This is a genomic window from Kitasatospora sp. NPDC059088 (assembly GCF_042738155.1).
Lineage (GTDB): Bacteria > Actinomycetota > Actinomycetes > Streptomycetales > Streptomycetaceae > Kitasatospora.
Genome location: NZ_JBHYGR010000017.1, coordinates 36,366 through 57,894 on the forward strand (window position 1 = coordinate 36,366; position 21,529 = coordinate 57,894).

Annotated in this window: 7 protein-coding genes; 1 reads left to right on the forward strand and 6 read right to left on the reverse strand. The window is 77.5% G+C overall.

Annotated features, from left to right (window positions below):
- Positions 1–131: 131 nt before the first annotated feature.
- From ACFWXO_RS10585 to ACFWXO_RS10595, 3 genes are read right to left on the reverse strand one after another with little or no spacing between them, the layout of a single operon-like run.
- Positions 132–1,310 carry an acyl-CoA dehydrogenase family protein gene (locus tag ACFWXO_RS10585; protein WP_380523188.1) on the reverse strand — a complete coding sequence of 393 codons (1,179 nt, stop codon included), beginning with the start codon at positions 1,308–1,310 and terminating at the stop codon, positions 132–134.
- On the reverse strand, positions 1,307–8,107 hold the full coding sequence (locus ACFWXO_RS10590) for an amino acid adenylation domain-containing protein (RefSeq protein ID WP_380523189.1): 6,801 nt from the start codon (positions 8,105–8,107) through the stop codon (positions 1,307–1,309). The genes ACFWXO_RS10585 and ACFWXO_RS10590 overlap by 4 nt, the downstream gene beginning before the upstream one ends.
- Positions 8,108–8,163: 56 nt before the next feature.
- Positions 8,164–17,523 carry a type I polyketide synthase gene (locus tag ACFWXO_RS10595; protein ID WP_380523190.1) on the reverse strand — a complete coding sequence of 3,120 codons (9,360 nt, stop codon included), beginning with the start codon at positions 17,521–17,523 and terminating at the stop codon, positions 8,164–8,166.
- A 406-nt stretch (positions 17,524–17,929) separates the two neighbouring features.
- Between ACFWXO_RS10595 and ACFWXO_RS10600 the strand changes: the two genes are divergently transcribed.
- Positions 17,930–18,895: a LysR family transcriptional regulator gene (locus tag ACFWXO_RS10600; RefSeq protein WP_380523191.1), complete on the forward strand. Its 966-nt coding sequence runs from the start codon at positions 17,930–17,932 to the stop codon at positions 18,893–18,895.
- On the opposite strand, the gene ACFWXO_RS10605 is transcribed toward ACFWXO_RS10600, so the two are convergent.
- Genes ACFWXO_RS10605 through paaI form a run of 3 tightly spaced genes read right to left on the reverse strand, consistent with a single transcriptional unit; the run spans position 18,856 to position 21,385 of the window.
- Positions 18,856–20,193 carry an MFS transporter gene (locus tag ACFWXO_RS10605; protein WP_380523192.1) on the reverse strand — a complete coding sequence of 446 codons (1,338 nt, stop codon included), beginning with the start codon at positions 20,191–20,193 and terminating at the stop codon, positions 18,856–18,858. The genes ACFWXO_RS10600 and ACFWXO_RS10605 overlap by 40 nt on opposite strands.
- Entirely contained in the window at positions 20,190–20,918 is a 729-nt protein-coding gene (locus ACFWXO_RS10610; protein ID WP_380523193.1) for a TIGR03086 family metal-binding protein, read from the reverse strand. The genes ACFWXO_RS10605 and ACFWXO_RS10610 overlap by 4 nt, the downstream gene beginning before the upstream one ends.
- Complete coding sequence (gene paaI / locus ACFWXO_RS10615; protein WP_380396569.1) at positions 20,915–21,385, reverse strand: hydroxyphenylacetyl-CoA thioesterase PaaI; 471 nt, start codon at positions 21,383–21,385, stop codon at positions 20,915–20,917. Before paaI ends, ACFWXO_RS10610 begins: the two co-directional genes overlap by 4 nt.
- Between the last annotated feature and the right edge of the window lie 144 nt (positions 21,386–21,529).

A 21,529-nucleotide genomic window follows, 5' to 3' on the forward strand; every position in this document is an offset into this window, starting at 1 on the left:
CCGCGGCGTCCCCCGCGGCGCCGCGGCCACCGGGTTGGCCCAGGGCCCCCGCGCCCCCCCCCCCGGGCGCGCCCCCCCCCCCCCCCGGGGGGGCGGGGGCGCGCCCCCCCCCCGGTCCATCGGTCCGCGGGTCAGAGGTGGGGCGAGGACGGGTCGCCGCCGAGGCGGAGCTCGCCGACGGCGTCGAGGACGCGTTCGGCGGAGGCGACGTGCCGGCCGGCCGTGATGACGTCGCGCAGGCAGCGGTCGAGCGGGGTGCGCTCGGTGTAGACGGCCGCGGAGCCGACCAGGTCGTAGAGGTGCTGGACGGCCTCCCGGCAGGCGCGGTGGGCGTACTGGCGGGCGAGGGCGGCGGTGCCGCGCTCCGGGGCTCGGCCCGCGGCCTGGGCGGCCCAGGCCCGGTCCAGGGTGGTGTAGACGTAGGCGTCGGCGGCGCCGATCAGGGCCTCCGCGTGGGCCAGGTCGGCCGGGGCGGAGGCCCTGGGCAGGGCGGGGCCGCGGGCGGTGAGCAGCTCCCGGGCGCAGGCCAGCGCGGAGCGGGCGATGCCGAGCGGGATGCCGGCCATCTTGAGGGCGAGGTTGTCGGCGCGCAGGTGGAGCGGCTGCGGGGCGCCGGCCGCCGGGGGCGCGAAGGTGTGCCGGTCCGGGACGAACAGGTCGGCGACCTCGACGTCGTGGGAGCCGGTGCCGCGCAGCCCGGTGGTGTGCCAGGTGTCGAGCACCCGGACGTCCGCGGTGCGGAGGACGGCGACCCGCGGGGTGCCGTCGGGGGTCAGGAACCCGGCCAGCAGCCGGTCGGCGTGGGTGATCCCGCTGGCGTACGTCCACCGGCCGGACAGCAGGTACCCGCCGTCGTGCCGGACGGCCCGGCCGAGCGGCGGCAGCACCGTGGCGGTGATCAGGTCCGGGTCCGGGAACAGCTCGGCGAACACCTCGGCGGGCAGCGAGACCACCGCGAGCGAGGCGTTGAGCGCGACGGCGGCGCACCAGGCGACCGAGGCGTCGCCCTCGGCCAACAGGTCGACGGCCCGGGTGAGTTGCGGCGCGGTCAGCTCGACCCCGCCCAGGGCGGGCGGCAGGGCGGCGCGCAGCAGCCCGGTGGCCCTGAGGCCGTCGAGCAGGTCGGCCGGGATCCGCCCCCGCCGCTCCACCTCCGGCGCGCGGGCCGGCAGGGTCGCGGCGAAGGCCCGGACCCGGTCCAGTACGTCACCGGCGGTGGGCCCCGATCCGGGGGCCCGGGGCGGCAGTTCGACGACGGTCATCCGCTCGTCCTCCAAGCTCGGCCGGTCCGGCCGGCGGGTGTCGGTCACAGGTCGCCCAGCACCTTGTCGAGCTCGGCCGCCAGGGCGGGGAGGTGCGGCGGGCGCATGAGGGTGTAGTGGTCGCCGGGCAGGTCGACGGCCTCGGCCGCGTCGCCGAGCAGGTCCAGCCACCGGCGGGTGGTGCCGGTGGTGGCGCCGTCCATGGCGCGCAGCAGCCGGACCCGGCCCCGGTACGGGGTGGGCCGGTGCCCGGCCAGGGCGCGGCTGAGGTGCAGGAAGCGGCCGGCGAGCCGGTCCAGGGTGGCGGGGTCGACGTCGTCCGGGAGGACGGCGGCCCGCCGGGCCCGGGTGAGCAGTTCCTCGGTCGGGGTGCGGTCGCCGGTGGGTTCGAAGGCCTCCGGGCCGGGGTTCCAGTCGCGTCCGGCCAGCCCGGCGAGGTCGCGGGCGAACCGGGCGAGCAGGTCGGCGTCGGACTGCGACCCGGCCGGGCCGGGCGGCTCCAACAGGTCGACGGCCGCGACGAGTTCGACGGTGGCGCCGCGGGCGGTGAGCAGCGCGGCGGCCTCCAGGGCGAGCACGCCGCCCATGGACCAGCCGCCGAGCCGGTACGGGCCGTCGGGGAAGCGCTCGGTGATCGCGTCGGCGTAGTGGGCGGCCAGCTCGGCCACGGTCGGAGCGGGTTCGGGGTCGGGGTACTGGAGCGCGTGCACGGGCTGGTCCGGGTCCAGCAGGGCGGCGAGCCCCGCGTAGCAGAGCACGTCGCCGCCGACCGGGTGGATCAGGAACAGCGGCGGCCGGCTGCCGGTGGCCCGGATCGGGACGAGCGCCGCCCGGCCCTCGTCGGCGGGCCGTTCGCGCAGCACCTCGGCGAGCGACTCGACGGTCGGGCGGGCGAGCAGGGTGGCGACGGGGAGCGAGCGGCCGGTGTCCCGGTGGATCCGGGCCATCATCCGCACCGCGAGCATCGAGTCGCCGCCGAGGTCGAAGAAGTTCTCGGTGACGCCGAGCTCCCGGGTGGCCGCATTCGGGAAGAACTCGGCCCAGATTCGGGTGAGTTGACGTTCGACCGCGTCGCGCGGCGGGATGGTCGCGGCGGTGCGCGGGGCCGTCCGCTCGGGCGCGGGCAGGCGTCGGCGGTCCACCTTGCCGTTGTCGGTCAGCGGTAGTTCGTCCAGCCGGACGATCCGGGCGGGCACCATGTAGCCGGGCAGTTCCCGGCCGAGCGCCGCCCGCAGTTCCTCCTCCGGGAGCTCGGCCGACGCGGCGTCGCCCACCACGTACCCGAGCAGCCGCCGGGGCCCGCCCGGCTCGCCCTCGGCCACCGCGGCGGCCGCCCGGACGCCCGGTCGGCGCAGCAGCGCGGCCTCGACCTCGCCGAGCTCGATCCGGTGCCCCTGGACCTTCACCTGGAAGTCCGCGCGGCCCAGGAACTCGATCTCGCCGTCCGGCAGGTAGCGGCCGAGGTCGCCGGTGCGGTAGAGCCGCTCGCCGGTGACCGGGTGGTGCGGGAAGGCGGCGCGGGTCCTGGCCTCGTCGCCGAGGTAGCCGCGGGCCAGGCCGGTGCCGGCGATGTACAGGTCGCCGGGGACGAGGGCCGGGCGCGGGCGCAGCGCCTCGTCCAGCACGTGGAAGCGCTGGTTGCGCATCGGCCGGCCGTACGGGATGCTCGCCCGCTCCCGGTCCGTCCGCTCGACCGGGTGCTGGATCGACCAGACGGACGCCTCGGTCGCGCCGCCCAGGGCGTGGACGCGCGCGCCGGGCAGCAGCTCGGCGACGCTCTCGGGGAGGGTGACGGGGATCCAGTCACCGCTCAGCAGCACCAGGCGCAGCGGGGGCGTGCCGCCGACGGCCCGCAGGTGGTCGGTGAACATCTCCATCAGCGCGGGGACGCTGTTCCAGACCGTCACCCGGTGCCGTTCGGCCAGCTCCAGCCAGGCGGCCGGTTCGCGCCGCGCGGCCTCGTCGGGCAGGACGAGGGCGCCGCCGGCCGCGAGCAGGCCGAAGACGTCGTAGACGGAGAGGTCGAAGTTGAGCGCGGACAGGGCGAGGACGCGGTCCTCGGCGCTCACGCCGTACCGGTCGTTGACGTCCCGGAGGGTGTTGACGGCGCCGGTGTGCTCGATCATCACGCCCTTGGGCACGCCGGTGGAGCCCGAGGTGAAGATGACGTACGCGAGGTCCTCGGGCCGGGCCGGGGAGGGCGGCAGCGGCTCGCCGGAGTCGTCCCCCTCCGGCTCGGTGTCGACGTTCAACAGCTGGGTGCCGTCCGGCAGTTCGAGGGTCTCCGCGAGCGCCGAGCGGGTCAGGACCAGCCCGATGCCGGCGGTCTCGACGATCATCCGCAGCCGGCGGGCCGGCATCGCGGCGTCCACCGGCACGTAGGCGGCGCCGGCCTTGAGGACGCCCAGCGCGGCGACCACCTGCTCCCAGCCCTTGTCCGTCACGATGCCGACCGGCACGCCCGGGCCCGCGCCGTGCGCGATCAGCCGGCGGGCGATCCGGTCGGAGCGGCGGTCCAGCTCGCCGTAGCTCAGCGTCCGGTCGGCGGTGATGACGGCGGGGGCGGTGGGCCGGGCCGCGGCCTGCCGCAGGAAGCCGTCGTGCAGCAGCTCGGCCGGGACGGGGGCGTCGGTGGCGTTGGCGGCCCGTCGCAGGGCCAGGTCGGCGGCGGGCACGGGCACGGCCGCCGGTCGGCGCCACGCCCCCTCGCCGCACAGCTCCCGGACCAGTTCCCGGTAGGCCTCCCACATGCCGTCGACCACGCCGTCGGGGAACACCTCCTCGACCACGTCCCAGTTCAGGACCAGTTCGCCGGCCTCCTCCAGGGCCTGGTGGTCGAGCCAGACCTGCGGGGTGCGGACCGAGCTGGAGGCCAGCCGGCCGGAGCGGCCGAGCCCGGTCAGCGCCGTCAGGGCGCCGCCGCCCTCGCCGGAGGCGTCCTGCGCCGAGAAGCCGATGGTGCTGGTGAACACCACGGGCATGCTCGCCAGGCCCGTCCCGGCCCGGGTGCGGTTGAGTTCGCGCAGCACCTCGACGCCGCTGACGTAGCCGTGGTCGAGGTCGGTCAGCAACTGGCGCTGGAGCCGCAGGGCGCCGGTGGCGAAGGACTCGGCGGGGGCGGCGTCGACCTCCAGCAGGGTGGTCGCGCTGAGGTTGCCGAGGACCCGGGCGACGTCCTCGTGCAGCGGCCGCCGGTGGAACGCCAGCAGGTTGAGCGTGAAGCGCGGCGACTCGCTCCAGGCGCCCAGCACCTGCGCGTACGCGGCGCACAGGGCCGCCGAGGGCGAGACGCCCGCCGCGTCGGCGTTCGCCCGGAACCGCTGCCAGGCCGCGGGCTCGATCCGGGCCGTGCGGTGGGTGAACACCGGCCGGCGCGGTGCCGCCCCGGGGCGCAGCGGCAGCCGGGGCGCGGACGGCAGGGTGGCGAGGCGGGCCTGCCAGTAGGCGAGCGACTCGGCGCGCCGCTCGGCGTCCGTGCGGGCGGCGGCGAGCACGTAGTCGCGGTAGCTGACGCCGGGGGCGGGCGTCGCGGGGGCGCCGTCGCGGTAGGCCTGCGCCCACTCCCGGAACAGCACGCCGGAGCTGCGGCCGTCGACGATCAGCGCGTCGAAGGTGAGGTGCAGCCGGGTGGTGCGCTCGTCCAGCAGGGTCGCCCGGACGTCGAACAGCGGCCAGGCCTCGGTGTCGAACACCCGGTCGCGCAGCTCCCGGTGGGTCGCGGCGAGGCGCTCCGCCCGCTCGGCCGTGTCGAGGGTCCGCAGGTCGGCGGTGGCGATCCGGTACGCGGGGACCTCGGCGAGCACCCGCTGGTACCCGTCCCGGGAGACCACCGCGCGGAGCATGTCGTGGCGGTCGATCAGCTGCCGCAGGGCGGCGGCGAGCCGGTCGAGGTCGGTGTCGGTCAGGTCGAGCTCGACCAGGAAGGAGGTGGCGACGTTGCCCAGCTCGAAGGCGTCCGTCCGGCCGACCAGGTAGGCCTGCTGGAGGTCGGTGAGCGGGAACGGCTCGTACCGGGCCGCCGGGTCGGCGACCAGCGCCGCACCGGGCCGCTCCGCCGGGGCGGTGGCGGTGGCGGCGGCGCCGCCGTACGAGGCCCGGACGCGCTGCGCGAGTTCGGCGACGCTCCGGCCGTCCAGCAGTTCGGGCAGCGGGAGGTCGACGCCGAGCCGCCGGGCGAGGGTCTGCCGGATGTCCATCGCGATCAGCGAGTCGGCGCCCAGGCTGCGCAGCGGTCGGTGCAGGTCCTCGCCGGTGACGGCCGCGCCACGCGCCCGGCCGACGATGCCGACCACCAGCGCGGCGACGTCGACGTCCTGGTCCCCGGGTACGGCCTCCCCCGCTACGGCCCGCTCCGCTACGGCCTGCTCCGGTACGGCCTGTTCCGGCCGCGCGGCGCTCGGCACCGCCTCCAGTCGTACGCCCTCGGCCAGGGCCACCGGCGCGCCGTCGGCGCCGACCAGCCGCACCTGGGCGACCAGCGGCCCGCCACTGTGCGCCGGTGCCCCCTCCGGCCGGGGGCCGCCGTTCCACAGCCAGTAGCGCTCGCGCTGGAACGGGTAGCCGGGCAGCGGCACGGGCGGGCCGACGGGCTCGCCGTGCACCCGCGCCCAGTCGATCCGGGCACCCCGGACGTACAGCGCGCCCAGACCGTCCAGCAGGGTGCGGCGGGCCTCCTCCCCCGCGCGCAGCGACGGCAGGAACCCGGCGTCCCCGGCGTCCCCGGCGTCCGCCCGGGCCCGGTCGAGGAGCGGGGAGGCGGGGCCGAGCACCACGAAGGCGCGGTGCCCCTCGCGCAGCAGCGCGGCGAGGCCCTCGGCGAACCGCCGGTCCGCCTCGGCGGCGGTAGCGGCGGTGCCGGTGGCGGCGGTACCGGTGGCGGCCGGGCTCGCCGTGCCCGCGACGCGGGCGGCCACCGCCTCGCCCTCGGCGCCGTGCCCGAGGACGGCGGCGGGCTGCACGCCCCAGGACCGCCACAGCTCGGCCAGCGCGTACTGGACGGCGGACGCCGAGGGCCGGTCACCGGGCTGCTCGGCGCACCGCTCCAGGGCGCTGCGGAAGACCGGCTCGGTCGCGGCCAGCTCGGCCGCCGCGTCGGCGAACCGCCCCGCCGGGCCGCCGGTGAACAGGAACACCGGTCCGCGCCCGCCCTCCGGGGTGCGGGCCCCGCGGCGGACCCCGGCGGGCCGTTCCCCGTCCGGGCCGGTCCGGGCGAGCAGCCCGCGCAGCTCGGCGGTGGAGGAGGCGACGGCGGTGAGCCGGTGCGGGAAGTGCGCCCGCCCGAGGCCGGTGGTCCGGCAGATCTCCACGAGCGACCGTCCGGCGAGCCCGGAGTCGAGCGACTCGGCGTAGCGGACGGCGAGTTCGGCGAGGGCGGCCGGTGTCTTCGCCGACAGGGTGAGCAGCTCCGGACGGTCCGGCGCCGCCTCCGCGCCGTCGCCGGGGACGGCCGCCGGGGCCTCCTCGATGATCACGTGGGCGTTGGTGCCGGTGATGCCCTGCGAGGACACCCCGGCCCGCCGGGGCCCCGCGCCCGGCGGCCAGTCGCTCGCCTCCGCGACCAGCTCGACCGCGCCCGCCGACCAGTCGACGTGCGGGGTGGGCTCGGTGACGTGCAGGGTGGCGGGGAGCCGGCCGTACCGCATCGACAGCACGGTCTTGATCACCCCGGCGACGCCCGCCGCCGCCTGGGTGTGCCCGATGTTGGGCTTGAGCGAGCCGAGCCGCAGCGGCTGCCCGGGGTCGCGGTCGCGCCCGTAGGCGGCCAGCAGGGCGCGGGCCTCGATCGGGTCGCCGAGCGGGGTGCCGGTGCTGCTCGCCTCCACCACCTGGACGTCGCCGGGCGAGAGCCGGGCGTCGGCCAACGCCTGCCGGACGACCCGCTGTTGGGCCGAGCCGCTGGGCGCGGTGAAGCCGTTGCTGGCGCCGTCCTGGTTCACCGCGCTGCCGCGCACCACGGCCAGCACGGGGTGGCCAAGCCGCCGGGCGTCCGACAGCCGCTCCACCAGCAGCACGCCCACGCCCTCGGCGAGCCCGCTGCCCGCGGCCTGCGCGGAGAACGGGCGACATCGGCCGTCCGGTGACAGCCCCTGCATCCGGGTGAACTCGGTGAACAGCTGCGGGGTGGCCATCACCGTCGCGCCGCCCGCCAGCGCCATCGCGCACTCGCCGCGGCGCAGTGACTGCACGGCCAGGTGCAGCGCCACCAGGGAGGACGAACAGGCCGTCTCCACGGTCAGCGAGGGGCCGCGCAGGCCCAGCGTGTACGAGATCCGGCCGGCGGCGGCGCCGCCCACCGAGCCGGTGGTCAGGAAGCCCTCCGCCTCCTCGGGCACCTCGCCGCGCCCCTGCCCGTAGTCCAGGCAGGACAGCCCGGTGAACACCCCGGTCTCGCTGTCGCGCACCGACTCCGGGTCGATCCCGGCGTCCTCGAAGGCCCGCCAGGCGGTCTCCAGCAGCAGCCGCTGCTGCGGGTCCATGGCGAGCGCCTCGCGCGGGCTGATGCCGAAGAAGGCCGCGTCGAAGTCGGCCGCGTCGGGCAGGAAGCCGCCGGAGCCGGTCAGGCTCGGGCCCCCGCCGGCGGGGTCGTGCAGGCCCTCCGCCCAGCCGCGGTCGCGGGGGAACGCGCCGACGGTCTCCCCCTCGGAGGCCAGCAGCCGCCACAGGGCCTCGGGCGAGTCGATGCCGCCCGGGTAGCGGCAGGCCATGCCGACGATCGCGATCGGCTCCTGCGGCCCCTCCTCCAGTTCGCGCAGGCGCTCGCGGGCCTGGTGCAGGTCGACGGTGAGGCGCTTGAGGTAGCCGAGCAGCTTCTCGTCGGCTGCCGGTGTCACTGCTGCTGATGCCATGACGGATCGGTCCTTGCGGGGAGGGTGGGGGTGGCCGGTGGGGGGTGGGGGCGGTGTCAGGTCAGCTGGGCGTCGATGAAGGCGAACAGCTCCTCGGCGGTGGCGGCCTCGATCAGCGCCGCCACGTCCTCCGCCGGGTCGGCCGGCTCCGCCGCCACCTGCGGTTCCGCCGCCGCCGTCACGGGTTCCGGTTCGGCGGCCTCGGCCGGTGCGAGCGCGGCGTCCAGCACCGCGACCAGCTCCGGCAGCGTCGGCGCCTCGAACAGCAGGGTGACGGGCAGCTTGACCTCCGTCGCCGCGCCGAGCCGGTTGCGGAACTCGACCGAGGTGAGCGAGTCGAAGCCGAGCTCGCCGAACGGCCGGCCGGCCGGGACGGCCTCGGGCCGGCAGCCCAGGACGGCGGCCGTCTGGGTGCGGATCAACTCGGCGAGCAGCTCCGCGCGTTCCTCGGCGCCCAGCCCGGCCAGCTCCTCCCGCAGCGGCCGGTCGCGCCGCCCGGGGGCGTTCCCGGGCCGCTGCGGCCCGGCGGCGGCCAGGACGGAGCGCAGCACCGGCGGCAGGTCGCCGCCGAGCTCGCGCAGCGCCGCGCGGTCCAGCCGGGCGGGCAGCAGGGCGGCGTGCGGGGAGAGCAGGGCCGCGTCCAGCAGGGCGAGGCCGAGCTCGGGCGCCATCGCGACCAGTCCGGCCCGGGCGAAGCGGGCGCGGTCGGCGGCGCCGAGCCCGCCGAGCATGCCGTCCGGGTCGTCCCACAGGCCCCAGCCGAGGGCGAGCCCGGGCAGGCCCTGGGTGCGGCGGTGCCGGGCGAGCGCGTCCAGGAAGGCGTTGGCGGCGGTGTAGCCGCCCTGCCCGGCGCCGCCGAGCGTCGCCATCACCGAGGAGATCAGCACGAAGGCGGTGAGCGGGTGGCCGGCGGTCAACTCGTGCAGGTGCCAGGCGCCGTCGGCCTTGGTCCGCATCACCCGGTCGATCCGGTCGGGGGTGAGCGAGGTGATCGGGGCGTCGTCCACCACGCCCGCGGCGTGGACCACGGCGGTCAGCGGGTGCCGCTCGGGGACGGCGGCGATCATCGCGGCCACCGCGGCCCGGTCGGCGACGTCGACCGCGGCGAACCGCACCTCGGCGCCCGACTCCGCCAGTTCGGCGGCGAGTTCGGCCGCGCCGGGCGCGTCCGCGCCGCGCCGTCCGGCCAGCAGCAGCCGTCGGGCGCCGTGGGCGGTGACCAGGTGCCGGGCGAGGGCCCGGCCGATGGCGCCCGTGCCGCCGGTGATCAGGACGGTCCCGTCCGGGTCGAGGACCGGCGGCACGGTCAGCACGACCTTGCCGACGTGCCCGCCCCGGCTCAGCAGCCCGAAGGCCTCGGGAGCGCGCCGCACGTCCAGGTCGGTCACCGGCGCCCGGCCGAACGCGCCCTCGGCGAACAGCTCGACCACCCGGCGCAGCAGCCGGCCGAGGTGCTCGGGCGGCAGCTCCAGCAGGTTCATCGCCCGGTAGCGGGCCCCGGGGTGGGCGGCGGCCACCTCGGCGGGGTCGCGCCGGTCGGCCCGGCCGAGTTCGACCAGCAGGCCGCCGGGGCGCAGCGACCGCAGGGACTCGTCGACGGCCGCACCGGTCAGCGAGTTCAGGACGAACGCCATCCCCCGAGCGCCGGAGGGGAGTTCGGCGAAGCGCGCGCCGAAGCCGGGCTCACGGGAGGAGGCCAGGTGGGCGTCGTCCAGCCCGAGGGCGCGCAGGGCGGGCCACTTGGCGGGGGCGGCGGTCGCGAAGACCTCCGCGCCCAGGTGCCGGGCGAGTTGGACGGCGGCCGTGCCGACACCGCCCGCCCCGGCGTGGATCAGCACGGCGTCGCCCGCGCGCACCCCGCCCAGGTCGACCAGGGCGTGCAGGGCGGCCAGGTGGGCGACCGGCACGGCGGCGGCCCGGGTGAAGGACCAGCCCTCGGGGATCCGCACCAGGGTGCGGTGGTCGGCGTGGGCGACGGTGCCGAGGGCAGCGGGGAACAGGCCCATCACCCGGTCGCCGACGGTCAGCCCGGTGACCCCGGGGCCGGTCGCGGTGACCACGCCCGCGCCCTCCAGCCCGAGCGGGCCCGGGTCCCCGGCGTGCAGGTCCAGCGCGCCCAGGACGTCGTGGAAGGTGAGCCCGGCGGCGCGGACCGCGATCCGGACCAGGCCGGGGCCCGGTGCGGCGGCGGCCTCGGGGCAGGGGCGCAGCTCCAGGGCGTCGAGGGTGCCGGGCCCGGAGAGGTCCAGCCGCCAGTCCACCGCGTCCTTCGGGACCGTCAACGCGCGCTCCCCCGCTGCGGATCGCAGCCGGGGCACCAGGACGGATCCGTCCCGGACGGCCAGCTGGTGCTCCTCCGGCGTCAGCGCCTCGGCCGGGACCCCGGCCGTCTCCGGCCCGAGGTCGACCAGGACGAACCGGCCCGGGTGCTCGACCTGGGCCGTCCGCACCAGCCCCCAGGCCGCCGCCTGGGCGAGGTCCCGGACGGTCTCGCCGCCTCGGACGGCGACCGCCCCGCGGGTCACCAGCACCAGCCGGGCCCCGGCGAGCCGCTCCTCGGCCAGCCAGCGGCCGAGCAGGTCCCGCGTCCGGCGGGTCACGGTACGGGCCGCCGTCGCCGGATCGGTCCCGTCCGCGCCCGCCGGACAGTCCACCAGGACGTGTGCGGGCGGCCCGGCCGCCGTGCACAGCGCCTCCAGGTCAAGGGCGTCCCACGGAACGGGTGCCAGACGGTCCGTCAGATCACGTTCTGTAGATCCCAGTTGCTCCCAGCCGAGGGTGAACAGCGAGTCCCGCGCGGCGGCTTCGGGATCGACCGAGCCGCCGGTCTCCGCGACCGGGCACAGCTCGACCGACTCGACCAGCCCCACCGCCGCCCCCGAGGCGTCCCGCAGGGTCAGCCGGAGGCCTCCGTCCGCGGCGGGCACCGCGTGCACCCGCAGGGCCGTCGGGCCGGCACCGCCGGTCAGCGACACGCCGCGCCAGCGCAGCGGCTGGGTGCGCCGCCCGTGCTGCCCCAGCGCGTCGGCGATCAGCCCGTGCAGGGCTGCGTCGAGCAGGGCGGGGTGCAGGTGGTGGGCCCCGGCGGCCCCGGCGGCCGGCTCGGGCAGGACGGCCTCGGCGAACCGTTCGCCGTCGCGCCGCCAGGCGGCCCGCAGTCCCTGGAACACCGGCCCGTACGCGTGGCCGTGCAGGGCGAGGTCCTGGTACGCGCGCTCCGGCGGCACCGGCACGGCGCCGGTCGGCGGCCACTCCCCGGCCTCCCCGGCCTCCTCGAACGGTACGGCTCCAGCGGCCCCGAGGGTGCCGGTGGCGTGCTCGGTCCACTCCCCGCCGGTCGCCCGGCCGGAGATCCGGCAGGTCCGCAGCCCGGCGCCATCCGCGCCGGTGATCCGGACCCGCAGGTCGACGGCGCCGTCCGCGGGCAGCACCAGCGGTGCGGTGACGGTCAGTTCCTCGATCCGGGCCGCCCCGGACCGGGCACCCGCGTGCAGGGCCAGGTCCAGGAAGGCGCTGCCGGGCAGCACGACCGCACCGGCGAGGGCGTGGTCGGCCAGCCAGGGGTGGCTGCGGGTCGCCAGCCGTCCGGTGAACACCGTTTCGCCGTCGCCGAGTTCGACGGCCGCGCCGAGCAGCGGGTGGTCGGCCGGGGCCTGGCCGAGGCCGGCGGTGCCGGTCGGTCCGGCGGTGGCGGTGAGCCAGTAGCGGCGCCCCTGGAAGGGGTAGGTGGGCAGCTCGGGGCGGTCGGCGGCGGTGCCGGTACCAGTGCCGGTGAGCCGGTCCCAGGCGATCGGCAGGCCCCGGACGTGGGCCTCGGCGGCGGAGGTGAGGAAGCGGCGCAGTCCGCCGTCCTCGCGGCGCAGCGAGCCCGTCACCGTCCCCTCGACCCCGGCCTCCTCCAGGATCCGGCCGATGCTGGCGACCAGCACCGGGTGCGGGCCGACCTCGACGAAGGTGGTGTGGCCGGCGGCGATCAGCGCCTCGACGGCCTCCTGGAAGCGCACGGTGTGCCGCAGGTTGGCGTACCAGTAGGAGGCGTCGAGCCCGGCGCCGTCCTGCCAGTCGGCGGTGACCGAGGACATCAGCGCCGTGCCGCCGCCGCGCGGGGTCAGCGGCGCCAGGCCGGCCAGGATCCGTTCCCGGATCGGTTCGACCGCCGGGCAGTGCGAGGCGAAGGCCGCCGGGATCACCCGGGCCTCGACGCCCTCTGCCCGGTAGCCGTCGACCAGTTCGGCGATCGCCGCCGGCGGCCCGGCCACGGCCGTACTGCCGGGGCCGTTGACCGCGGCGACGGCCAGCGGCTCGACGAGCCGTTCCCGCACCCGCGCGGCGGGCAGCGGGACGACGGCCATCGCGCCCTTGCCCATCAGCTCGATCGCCACGCTGCTGCGCAGCGCGATGGCGCGGGCGCCGTCCTCCAGCGAGAGCGCCCCGGCCACCACGGCGGCGGCGATCTCGCCCTGGGAGTGGCCGACCACGGCGTCCGGGACGACCCCGGCGGCGCGCCACAGTTCGGCCAGCGACACCATCACGGCCCACAGCGCGGGCTGCACGACGTCGATCCGGTCCAGCAGCGGCGCCCCGGCCAGGACGTCCGCCAACGACCAGTCCACGTACGGCGCGAGCGCCCGCTCGCACTCGGCCAGCCGGGCCGCGAAGACCGGGCTCTCGGCGGCGAGCGCCGCCGCCATCCCCTGCCACTGGCCGCCCTGGCCGGGGAAGACCAGGACGGTCCGCCCGGGCTCACCGGCCCGGCCGGTGACGACGGCGCGGTTCTCCTCGCCGCGGGCCAGGGCGTCCAGCGCCCGGTCGGCCTCGGCGCGGTCGGCGGCGATCACCACGGCGCGCTCGTCGAAGGCCGTACGGGCGGTCAGGGCCGGTGCGGCCGCGGTCGGGTCGAGCGGGGCGGCGGCCAGCCGCCGGGCCTGCTCGCGCAGCGCCTCGGGGGTGCGGGCGGACAGCACCACCGGCACCACCGGCGGGCGCTGCGGCTGCTCCGCGGTTCCGGCGTCGGTCCCGGCGTCGGTTCCGGCCTCGGTCCCGGCCTCGGTCCCGGCGTCGGTTCCGGCCTCGGTTCCGGCCGCGACGACGGGCGGCTCGGTGAGGATGACGTGTGCGTTGGTGCCGCTGATCCCGAAGGAGGAGACGCCGCCGCGCCGGGGCCCGCCGGTCCGCGGCCAGGGCCGGGCCCGGTCGAGCAGGGCCACCGCTCCGGCCGTCCAGTCCACGTGCGGGGACGGCCGGTCGACGTGCAGGGTCGCGGGTAGGGTGGCGTGCCGGATCGCCTGCACCATCTTGATCACGCCGCCGACGCCGGCCGCCGCCTGGGCGTGCCCGATGTTGGACTTGAGCGAGCCCAGCCACAGCGGCCGCCGCCCGTCCCGGTCCTGACCGTAGGTGGCGAGCAGGGCGTTCGCCTCGATCGGGTCGCCCAGCGCGGTGCCGGTGCCGTGCGCCTCGACGGCGTCGACCTGGCGCGGGGTGAGTCCGGCGTCGGCGAGGGCGTCCTCGATGACGCGCTGCTGGGCGAGGCCGTTCGGCGCGGACAGCCCGTTGGAGGCGCCGTCGGAGTTGACGGCGCTGCCCGCGACGACCGCCAGCACCGGGTGGCCGTGGCGGCGGGCGGCGGAGAGCCGCTCGACCACCACCATCCCGGCGCCCTCGCCCCAGCCGGTGCCGTCCGCCTGCGCGGAGAACGCCTTGCAGCGGCCGTCGGCGGCCAGCACCCGCTGGCGGGAGAGCTCGACGAACATGCCGGGGGTGGCCATCACGGTGACGCCGCCGGCCAGGGCGAGCGTGCACTCCCCGGAGCGCACCGAGCGCACCGCCTGGTGCAGCGCCACCAGCGAGGCCGAGCAGGCGGTGTCCACGGTCAGCGCGGGGCCGTTCAGGCCGAGCAGGTAGGCGATCCGGCCGGAGACCACGCTCACGCTGGTGCCGGTCAGCAGGTGCCCGGCGACGCCGGGGCCGGCCGTCTCCATGCCGGGCCCGTAGTCGGCGTGCATCGCACCGGCGAACACGCCGGTCCGGCTGCCCGCCAGCGCCGTCGGGTCGATCCCGGCGCGCTCCAGGGCCTCCCAGGCGACCTCCAGCAGGAGCCGCTGCTGCGGGTCCATGGCGAGGGCCTCGCGGGGGCTGATCCCGAAGAACTCCGCGTCGAAGTCCGGCGCCTCCCGGACGAAGCCGCCCCGGCGGACGTACGAGGTCCCGGTCCGCTCCTGGTCCGGGTGGAAGAGCGCGGCCAGGTCCCAGCCGCGGTCGTCCGGGAAGTCCCCGGTGGCGTCCGTCCCGGTGTCGACCAGGCGCCACAGGTCCTCCGGCGAGCGCACCCCGCCGGGGTAGCGGCAGGCCATGCCGACGATGACCACCGGGTCGTCCTCGTCCGGCTCCGGCGCCGCGTCGGTCCCCGGCGCAGCGGTCACGGCTGCCTCCGGGGGCTGCGCCACCGGCTCCGGGCCGGCCCGGAGCGCCCCGATCGCGCCGGCCAGGGCGGCCGGGCTGGGGTGGTCGTACAGGACGGTGCTCTCCAGTGCCCGGCCGGTCGCGGCCGACAGCCGGTCGCGCAGTTCGAGCGCCATGGCGGAGTCCAGGCCCAGTTCCCGGAAGGTCCGGCCGGGCCGGACCTCGGCGGCCGAGCCGGCGTCCAGCACCACGGCGGTGTGGCTCCGGACCAGCTCCAGCAGCGCCCGCTGGTCCACGGCGGGGGCCTGCGGTGCGACGGGGTCCTGCGGCGTGACGGGAGCCTGCGCTACGGGTGCGTCCGCCGTGCCCCCGCTCTCCTGCGGCGTCGCCCCCGGCAGCCCCGCCGGCCAGCAGGAGCGCCGCTGGAACGGGTACGTCGGCAGGTCGACCAGCGGCGCCGTGCCGGGCAGCAGCGCCGCCCAGTCCACCGCGACGCCCCGGACGAAGGCCTCGGCCGCCGCCGTGAGGAAGCGGCGGCGGTCCCCGCGCCCGCGCCGGAGCGTGCCGAGCACCGCGCCCGCGCCGCCGCGCGCGTCGACCGCCTGCCGGAGGCCCAGCGCCAGCACCGGGTGCGGGCTGATCTCCAGGAAGGCGGTGTGGCCCGCGTCCAGCAGCCGCTCGACGGCCGGCCCGAAGCGCACCGGCTCGCGCAGGTTGCGGTACCAGTAGAGGGCGTCCAGCTCCGCGGTGTCCACGGGCGCCGCCGTGACGGTGGAGTGGAACGGCACGTCGACGGCGCGCGGGGCGACCCCGGCGAAGGCGGCGAGCAGCTCCTCCCGCAGGACCTCGACGGCCGCGCTGTGCGAGGCGTAGTCGATCGGCACCCGGCGGGTGCGCACCCGCGGCCCGTAGTGGGCGGCCAGCGCGTCGAGCGCGTCGGCCGGGCCGGCCACCACGGTGTGCGCGGGGCCGTTGACGGCCGCGACCGACAGCGCCGGGTGCACCGCCGCGAGGTCCGACCCGACCTCCCCGGAGGGCAGTTCGACGGACAGCAGTCCGCCCCGACCGGCGATCCGGTTCAGCGCCCGGCTGCGCAGCGCGACGATCCGCGCGCCGTCCGCCAGCGACAGCGCGCCCACGGCGGTGGCTGCGGCGATCTCGCCCTGGGAGTGGGCCACCACGGCGGCGGGCTCCACCCCGGCCGAGCGCCACAGCGCGGCCAGCGACACCATCACCGCCCACAGTGCGGGCTGGATCACCTCGTCGCCCGCCAGGGCCGGCGCTCCCTCGGCGCCGCGCAGCACGTCCGTCAACGACCAGTCCACGTACGGGCGGAGGGCCTGCGCGCAGGCGTCGATCCGTTCGGCGAAGACCGGCGATCCGTCGAGCAGTTCCGCCGCCATGCCGGCCCACTGCGAGCCCTGGCCGGGGAAGACGAAGACCGGACGGACCGGCGGCCCGTCGTGCCGGCCCTCGACCACGGCCGCCGACGGCTGCCCGGCCGCCCGTGCCGCCAGGGCGGCGAGGAAGGCGTCCCGGTCGTCCGCGACGACGACGCAGCGCTGTTCGAAGGTGCTGCGGGTGAGGGCCAGCGAGCGGCCCACCGAGGCCGGTCCGAGCTCCGGGCGCTCCGTCACCCGGGCCCGAAGCCGCTCCGCCTGGTCCCGCAGCGCGGGTTCGTCCCGCCCCGAGAGCACCCAGGGCAGCGCCCCGGCCGCGCCCCCGCCGCCCGCCGGCGCGGGCTCGCCCGCGCGCCAGTCGGCCAGCAGCACGTGGCAGTTGGTGCCGCCGATGCCGAAGGAGCTGACCCCGGCGAGCAGCGGCCGCTCGGGCGCCGGCCAGTCCCGGAGCCCGGTGTTGACCGCCAGGTTGAGGTCGTCCAGCGGGATCCGCCCGCCGGGCCCGGTGTGGTTCAGGCTGGGCACGAGTTCGCGCGCGCCGACGCACAGCACGGCCTTGATGAGCCCGGCGATCCCGGCCGCGCCCTCCAGGTGGCCGATGTTGGTCTTGACCGATCCGACCAGCAGCGGGTCGCCCGCCGCCCGGGCGGTGCCCAGCGCCGCGCCGAGCGCGGCGGCCTCGACCGGGTCCCCGGCCCGGGTGCCCGAGCCGTGCAGTTCGACGTACTGGACCTCGCCCGGCTCGACGCCCGCGTCGGCGCAGGCCGCGAGCAGCACCCGCCGCTGCGAGGCCCGGCCGGGGGTGGGCAGCGTCTCGGTGGCCCCGTCGTTGTTCAGGGCGCTGCCGCGGATGACGGCGTGGATCCGGTCGCCGTCCCGGACGGCGGCCTCCAGCGGTTTGAGGACGACGATCCCGCCGCCCTCGCCGCGGACGTAGCCGTCGGCGCGAGCGTCGAAGGTGTGGCAGCGCCCGGCGGGCGAGAGCGTCCCGGCGCGCTCCAGGGCCAGGGTGCTCTGCGGCGCCAGGATCAGGCTCACCCCGCCGGCCAGCGCGAGTTCGGACTCACCGCTGCGCAGGCTGGCGCAGGCCAGGTGCACGGCGGTCAGCGAGGAGGACTGCCCGGTGTCGACCACCAGGCTCGGCCCGTGCAGGCCCAGCGCGTAGGAGATCCGGTTGGCGGTCACCCCGCGCTGCAGTCCGGTCAGGGTGTGCCCGGTGACCGCCTCGGGGCCGAGGCCGTGCAGCAGCGCGGCGTAGTCGTCGGCGATCACGCCGAGGAACACGCCGGTCCGGCTGCCGGCGAGCCCGGCCGGTCCGGTCCTGGCGTCCTCCAGGGCCTCCCAGGCCAGTTCGAGCGCCAACCGCTGCTGCGGGTCCATCGCGACGGCCTCGCGGCGGGAGATGCCGAAGAACTCCGGGTCGAAGCCGTCCACCCGGTCGAGGAAGCCGCCGCGGGCCGGCCCCCGGTCGCCGGGGCGCTCGGTGACCGCGTCCCCGCCGGCGCGCAGCAGCCGCCAGAACGCCTCCGGCCCGTCCGCCTGCGGGAAGCGGCAGCCGATCCCGACCACCGCGACCGCCCGGGGCGGGAGACCGTCCGCTTCGCGCCCAGCCATGCCCTGCATCGATGCACCCCCGTGAACCCCGGACAGTCGGACCGCAGGCGACCGGGCACGGCACAACGGGCCACTCCCTCAAGTGGCCTGATGCACCGTCACCCGGTCCAGCCCCGGCCCCCGCCGACCCGTTCCCCGTAGTCGGCATGCACCCCTGAGCTGTCTGCGTGATCGACAGAGTATCAGCATCCTTAGTCGCATCAACACCTCATCGAGTATCGGAACTGCCAGGAATGGATGCGCCCGGGCCGTCGGGTCGGGGGCCGCCAGGCCGGAAGTCGGCCGCCACCGCACGAATCCGGCCACTGCGTGAACCGACGCTTCCGGGTCCGGGAGACTGGGGATTACCCGAACAGGCGGCTGGTCATGCGGCATTGTAAGGACCGTGCGATCTGTTGAGGCAGACATGTCTATTCGGGAGGGGGCGGTTCCGGTGCTGGATCTGCGCGAGGTACGGACACTGTTGACACTCGGGGAGGAACTGCACTTCGGGCAGGCCGCCAAGAGACTGCGCGTGTCGCAGTCCAGGGTCAGCCAGACGCTGCGGGACGTGGAGCAGCGCATCGGCGGCCAGCTGTTCGAGCGGACCAGCCGTCAGGTCAGGCTGACCAAGCTGGGGGTGGGCCTGGTCGACCGGTTGAAGCCGCTCTACCAGGAGATGACCGCCGCGTACTCCGAGACGGTGGCCCAGGCCTGCGGCGTCGACGGACAGCTGCGGCTGGGCTTCACCGGCGCGGCCGGCGGATCGTACGCGGCGGGCCTGATACGCGCCGGGCAGGCGTACGCGCCGGAGTGCGACATCACCCTGCACGAGGTGGCCTGCAGCGACCTGCTCGGCCCGCTGCGCCGGGGCGAGGTGGACGCCCTGGTGGTGCGGCTGCCGATCGAGGAGCCGGACATCACGGTCGGGCCGGTGATCGGCCTGGAGTCGCGGATGCTGGCGGTCGCCCTGGACCACCCGGTCGCCGGGCGGCAGTCGATCTCGATCGAGGAGATCGCGCGCGAGACGGTGTTCGCCCTGGCGAACACCGCGCCCGACTACTGGCGGGACTTCCACCTGCCGCTGGCGACGCCCTCCGGGCACGTGCTGCGCCGGGGGCAGGAGGTGCAGACCTGCCAGGAGATCCTGTCCCTGGTGGCCGCCGGGAAGGGGGTCGCGCCGCTGGCGGAGTCGGTGGCCCGCTACTACGCCCAGCCGGACGTGGCGTTCGTCGCGATCCACGACCTGCCACCGGCGCCGGTGGCGCTGATCTGGCGCACCGCCGAGGAGAACGCCCGGATCCGGGCGATCGCGGACTGCGCGGCCCGACTGGCGGACGCCACCGTTCCCGGTCAGGTCCGCCGACGGGTCCCGGTCCCCGCGTCGGCCTGACCGGGCTGCGAGGGGCCGGGCCGCGCGGGGCCGGGCCGCGAGAAGCCGGGCCGCGACTCCCCCGGCGGCACCCGACCCGACCGGGGCCGCCCGGGCCGCGCCCGCGCCGCGGGCAGCACCGCGGCCACCGCGACGGCCGACAGCAGGAAGGCCCCACCCACCCCGACCAGCCGGGAGGCGACACCGACCAGGAGGGAGCCGGCCCCGGTGCCCACGTCGTACGCCATGTTCCAGGCGGTGCTGGCCATACCGCGACGGGCCGGTCCGGTCCGGGCGAACACCAGCACCAGGGTCTCGTTCTGCAACGCCCCGAACCCCGCCCCGCAGACCGCGGCCGCCAGGGCCGCCGGGACCGTCGCCGCAGCGGTGAGCAGCACCGCCGCGGCGATGCCGCCCGTGCCGAGGGCCGCGGCGATCACCGCCGGGACCAGCGTGCGGCCCTCACCGAACCGGTCGGCGAGCCCGCCCGCCGCCAGCCGGCCCAGGATCATCGCGGCGGACAGCGCGAACAGCACCACCGCCGCCGCTCCCGGGGCCGGCAGCGCGAAGGCCACGAACGAGGTGACGCCGCCCACCGCGGCCGCACTCGCGGCCAGCAGCGCCAACAGGCCGACCAGCGGGGCGAATCCGCCGGCCGGCGGGTGCGGTGGAGCCGTCGGCACCGGCCCGGACGCCGCCACCGCCGCGGGCTCCACCCCGGACGGCTTCACCGCAGCAGGCCCGTCGTCAGGCGCCGCAGCGGGCACCACGGCCGGCACCACCAGCGCCCACGCGAGCGGTACCGCGAGCCCGCCCAGCACCGTCGCCCCCAGGAACACCACCGGGAAGCCGAAGGTCTGCGCGCACCACACCCCCAGCGGCAGGCAGACCACCTGCGGGAGCCCCGCGGCGGCCCCGTACCAGCCGACCACCGCGGCCCGCCGGCCCGGCGGGGCCAGTTCGGCGGCCAGCGCGCTGCCCGCCACGGCGGCCATGCCGAACCCCGCGCCCCGGACGGCCGAGACGGCCAGCACCCACCCGAGCGCGGGCGACAGCAGGTAGGCCGCCGTCGGCAGGCTGAGCAGCAGGGAGCCGGTCACCAGCAGCCGGCGCAGACCGAGCGCCGGGACCAGCCGGCCCATGCACAGCTGCACCAGGATGCCCGCGCCCATGGTCACCCCGGTGGCCGCCCCGGCGCCGACGCCCGAGGAGCCCCCGGTCGCGGACCAGAGCGGCACCACCGAGAGCAACGGCGCGTAGTCGGAGAAGACGGCGAAGGTCGCGGCCAGCAGCAGGGGGAGGTTGCGCGCGCGGGTCACGCCCCGGCGCCCGGCTCCCCCGGCTCCGCGGAGCCGGACAGCGGTGCGCCCGCGTCGGCCGGTTCGCCCGCTTCGACCGGCCAGCGGGGCGAGCGTCCGAGCATCGCCAGGATCCGGTCCAGCCGGTCGGTGCTGCCGGTGGCCAGCCCCGGCCGGAAGGAGGACCCGGGCTGGAGCCGGTTGCTCCCGTCCGGCACCTCCTCGACGTACGGGAGCACCGCGTCGAGCAGTTCCGCCTCGTACGCGGCGGGCACCCCGATCGCGGCGGCCACGTCCCAGCCGTGCACCACGTAGTCGACGAAGTGGAAGCCGATCGCCGTACGGGCCGGGAACATCTGTCCGCCGCGCACCTCGGGCAGCCAGAACTCGGTGTCCAGCACGCCCTCCCGGGCGAAGGCCCGGGCGACCCGGGCCGAGGAGTCCCGGAAGGCACCGGCCCAGTCGTCGCCGAACTCGCGGTCCGCCCAGTCGGCGCGCTCGGTCCGCACGCCTTCGGCGGCGGCGGCGAAGCCGTGGTTCTGGCCGATCATGTGGGCCAGCAGCTTGTGCAGCGTCCACTCCGAGCAGGGGGTCGGCCGGTCGAGGTCGGTGGCCTCGACCCGGTCGACGATCTCCTCGGTGATCCGGAGCGCCCGCCGGTCCCAGGGCCGGATGTCGGGTGCGGTGGTGTCGGGCGCGGTGGTGTCGGGTGCGGTGGTGTCGGGTGCGGTGTCGATGGGGATCACCTGTCCTTCGACTGCGGGCCGGACGACGTGACGCGCTGCCCCGGCAGCGACTGGCTCTGGCCGCGGAACTCGGCGATCACCTTGCCGTCCGCCCGGCGCACCGTGACGTCGTAGATCCCGCTGCGGCCGAACCGGGAGCGCTCCACCGCCTCGGCGGCCAGCTCGTCCCCGGCCGAGGCCGGGCGCAGGAAGGTCACCTGGGCCGCCTGGGCCACGGTGGCGACGTCGTGGGTGTTGCAGGCGTAGGCGAAGGCCGCGTCGGCGAGCAGGAACAGGTACCCGCCGTGCGCCGTGCCGTGGCCGTTCACCATGGTGTCGGCGAGCTTGAGGTGCGCGGTGGCGCGGCCGGGGCCGACCTGGTCGATGGTGATGCCGAGCGACTGGCAGGTCCGGTCGTCGGCGTACATGGCCTCCGCGCAGCGCCGGGCGGTGGCCTCCGCCTCCGACGCCGCCGAATCACTGGTCATGGGTGGGCTCCTGGGGCTGTCGGGTCCTGGGCGCGGGGGGGGGGGGGGGGGGGCCCCCGCGCGCCCCCCCCCCCCCCCCCCAGCTGTGAGAGACTCAGGCGCGCGGGCGCGGCGGGCCCCCGCCCCGCGCGCACCCGCCCCCCC

Bases quoted from the DNA above. Each gene is read 5' to 3' on its own strand.
- ACFWXO_RS10590 (WP_380523189.1), bottom strand. From the start codon at position 8,107: ATGGCATCAGCAGCAGTGACACCGGCAGCCGACGAGAAGCTGCTCGGC.
- ACFWXO_RS10595 (WP_380523190.1), bottom strand. From the start codon at position 17,523: ATGGCTGGGCGCGAAGCGGACGGTCTCCCGCCCCGGGCGGTCGCGGTG.
- ACFWXO_RS10600 (WP_380523191.1), top strand. From the start codon at position 17,930: ATGTCTATTCGGGAGGGGGCGGTTCCGGTGCTGGATCTGCGCGAGGTA.
- paaI (WP_380396569.1), bottom strand. From the start codon at position 21,385: ATGACCAGTGATTCGGCGGCGTCGGAGGCGGAGGCCACCGCCCGGCGC.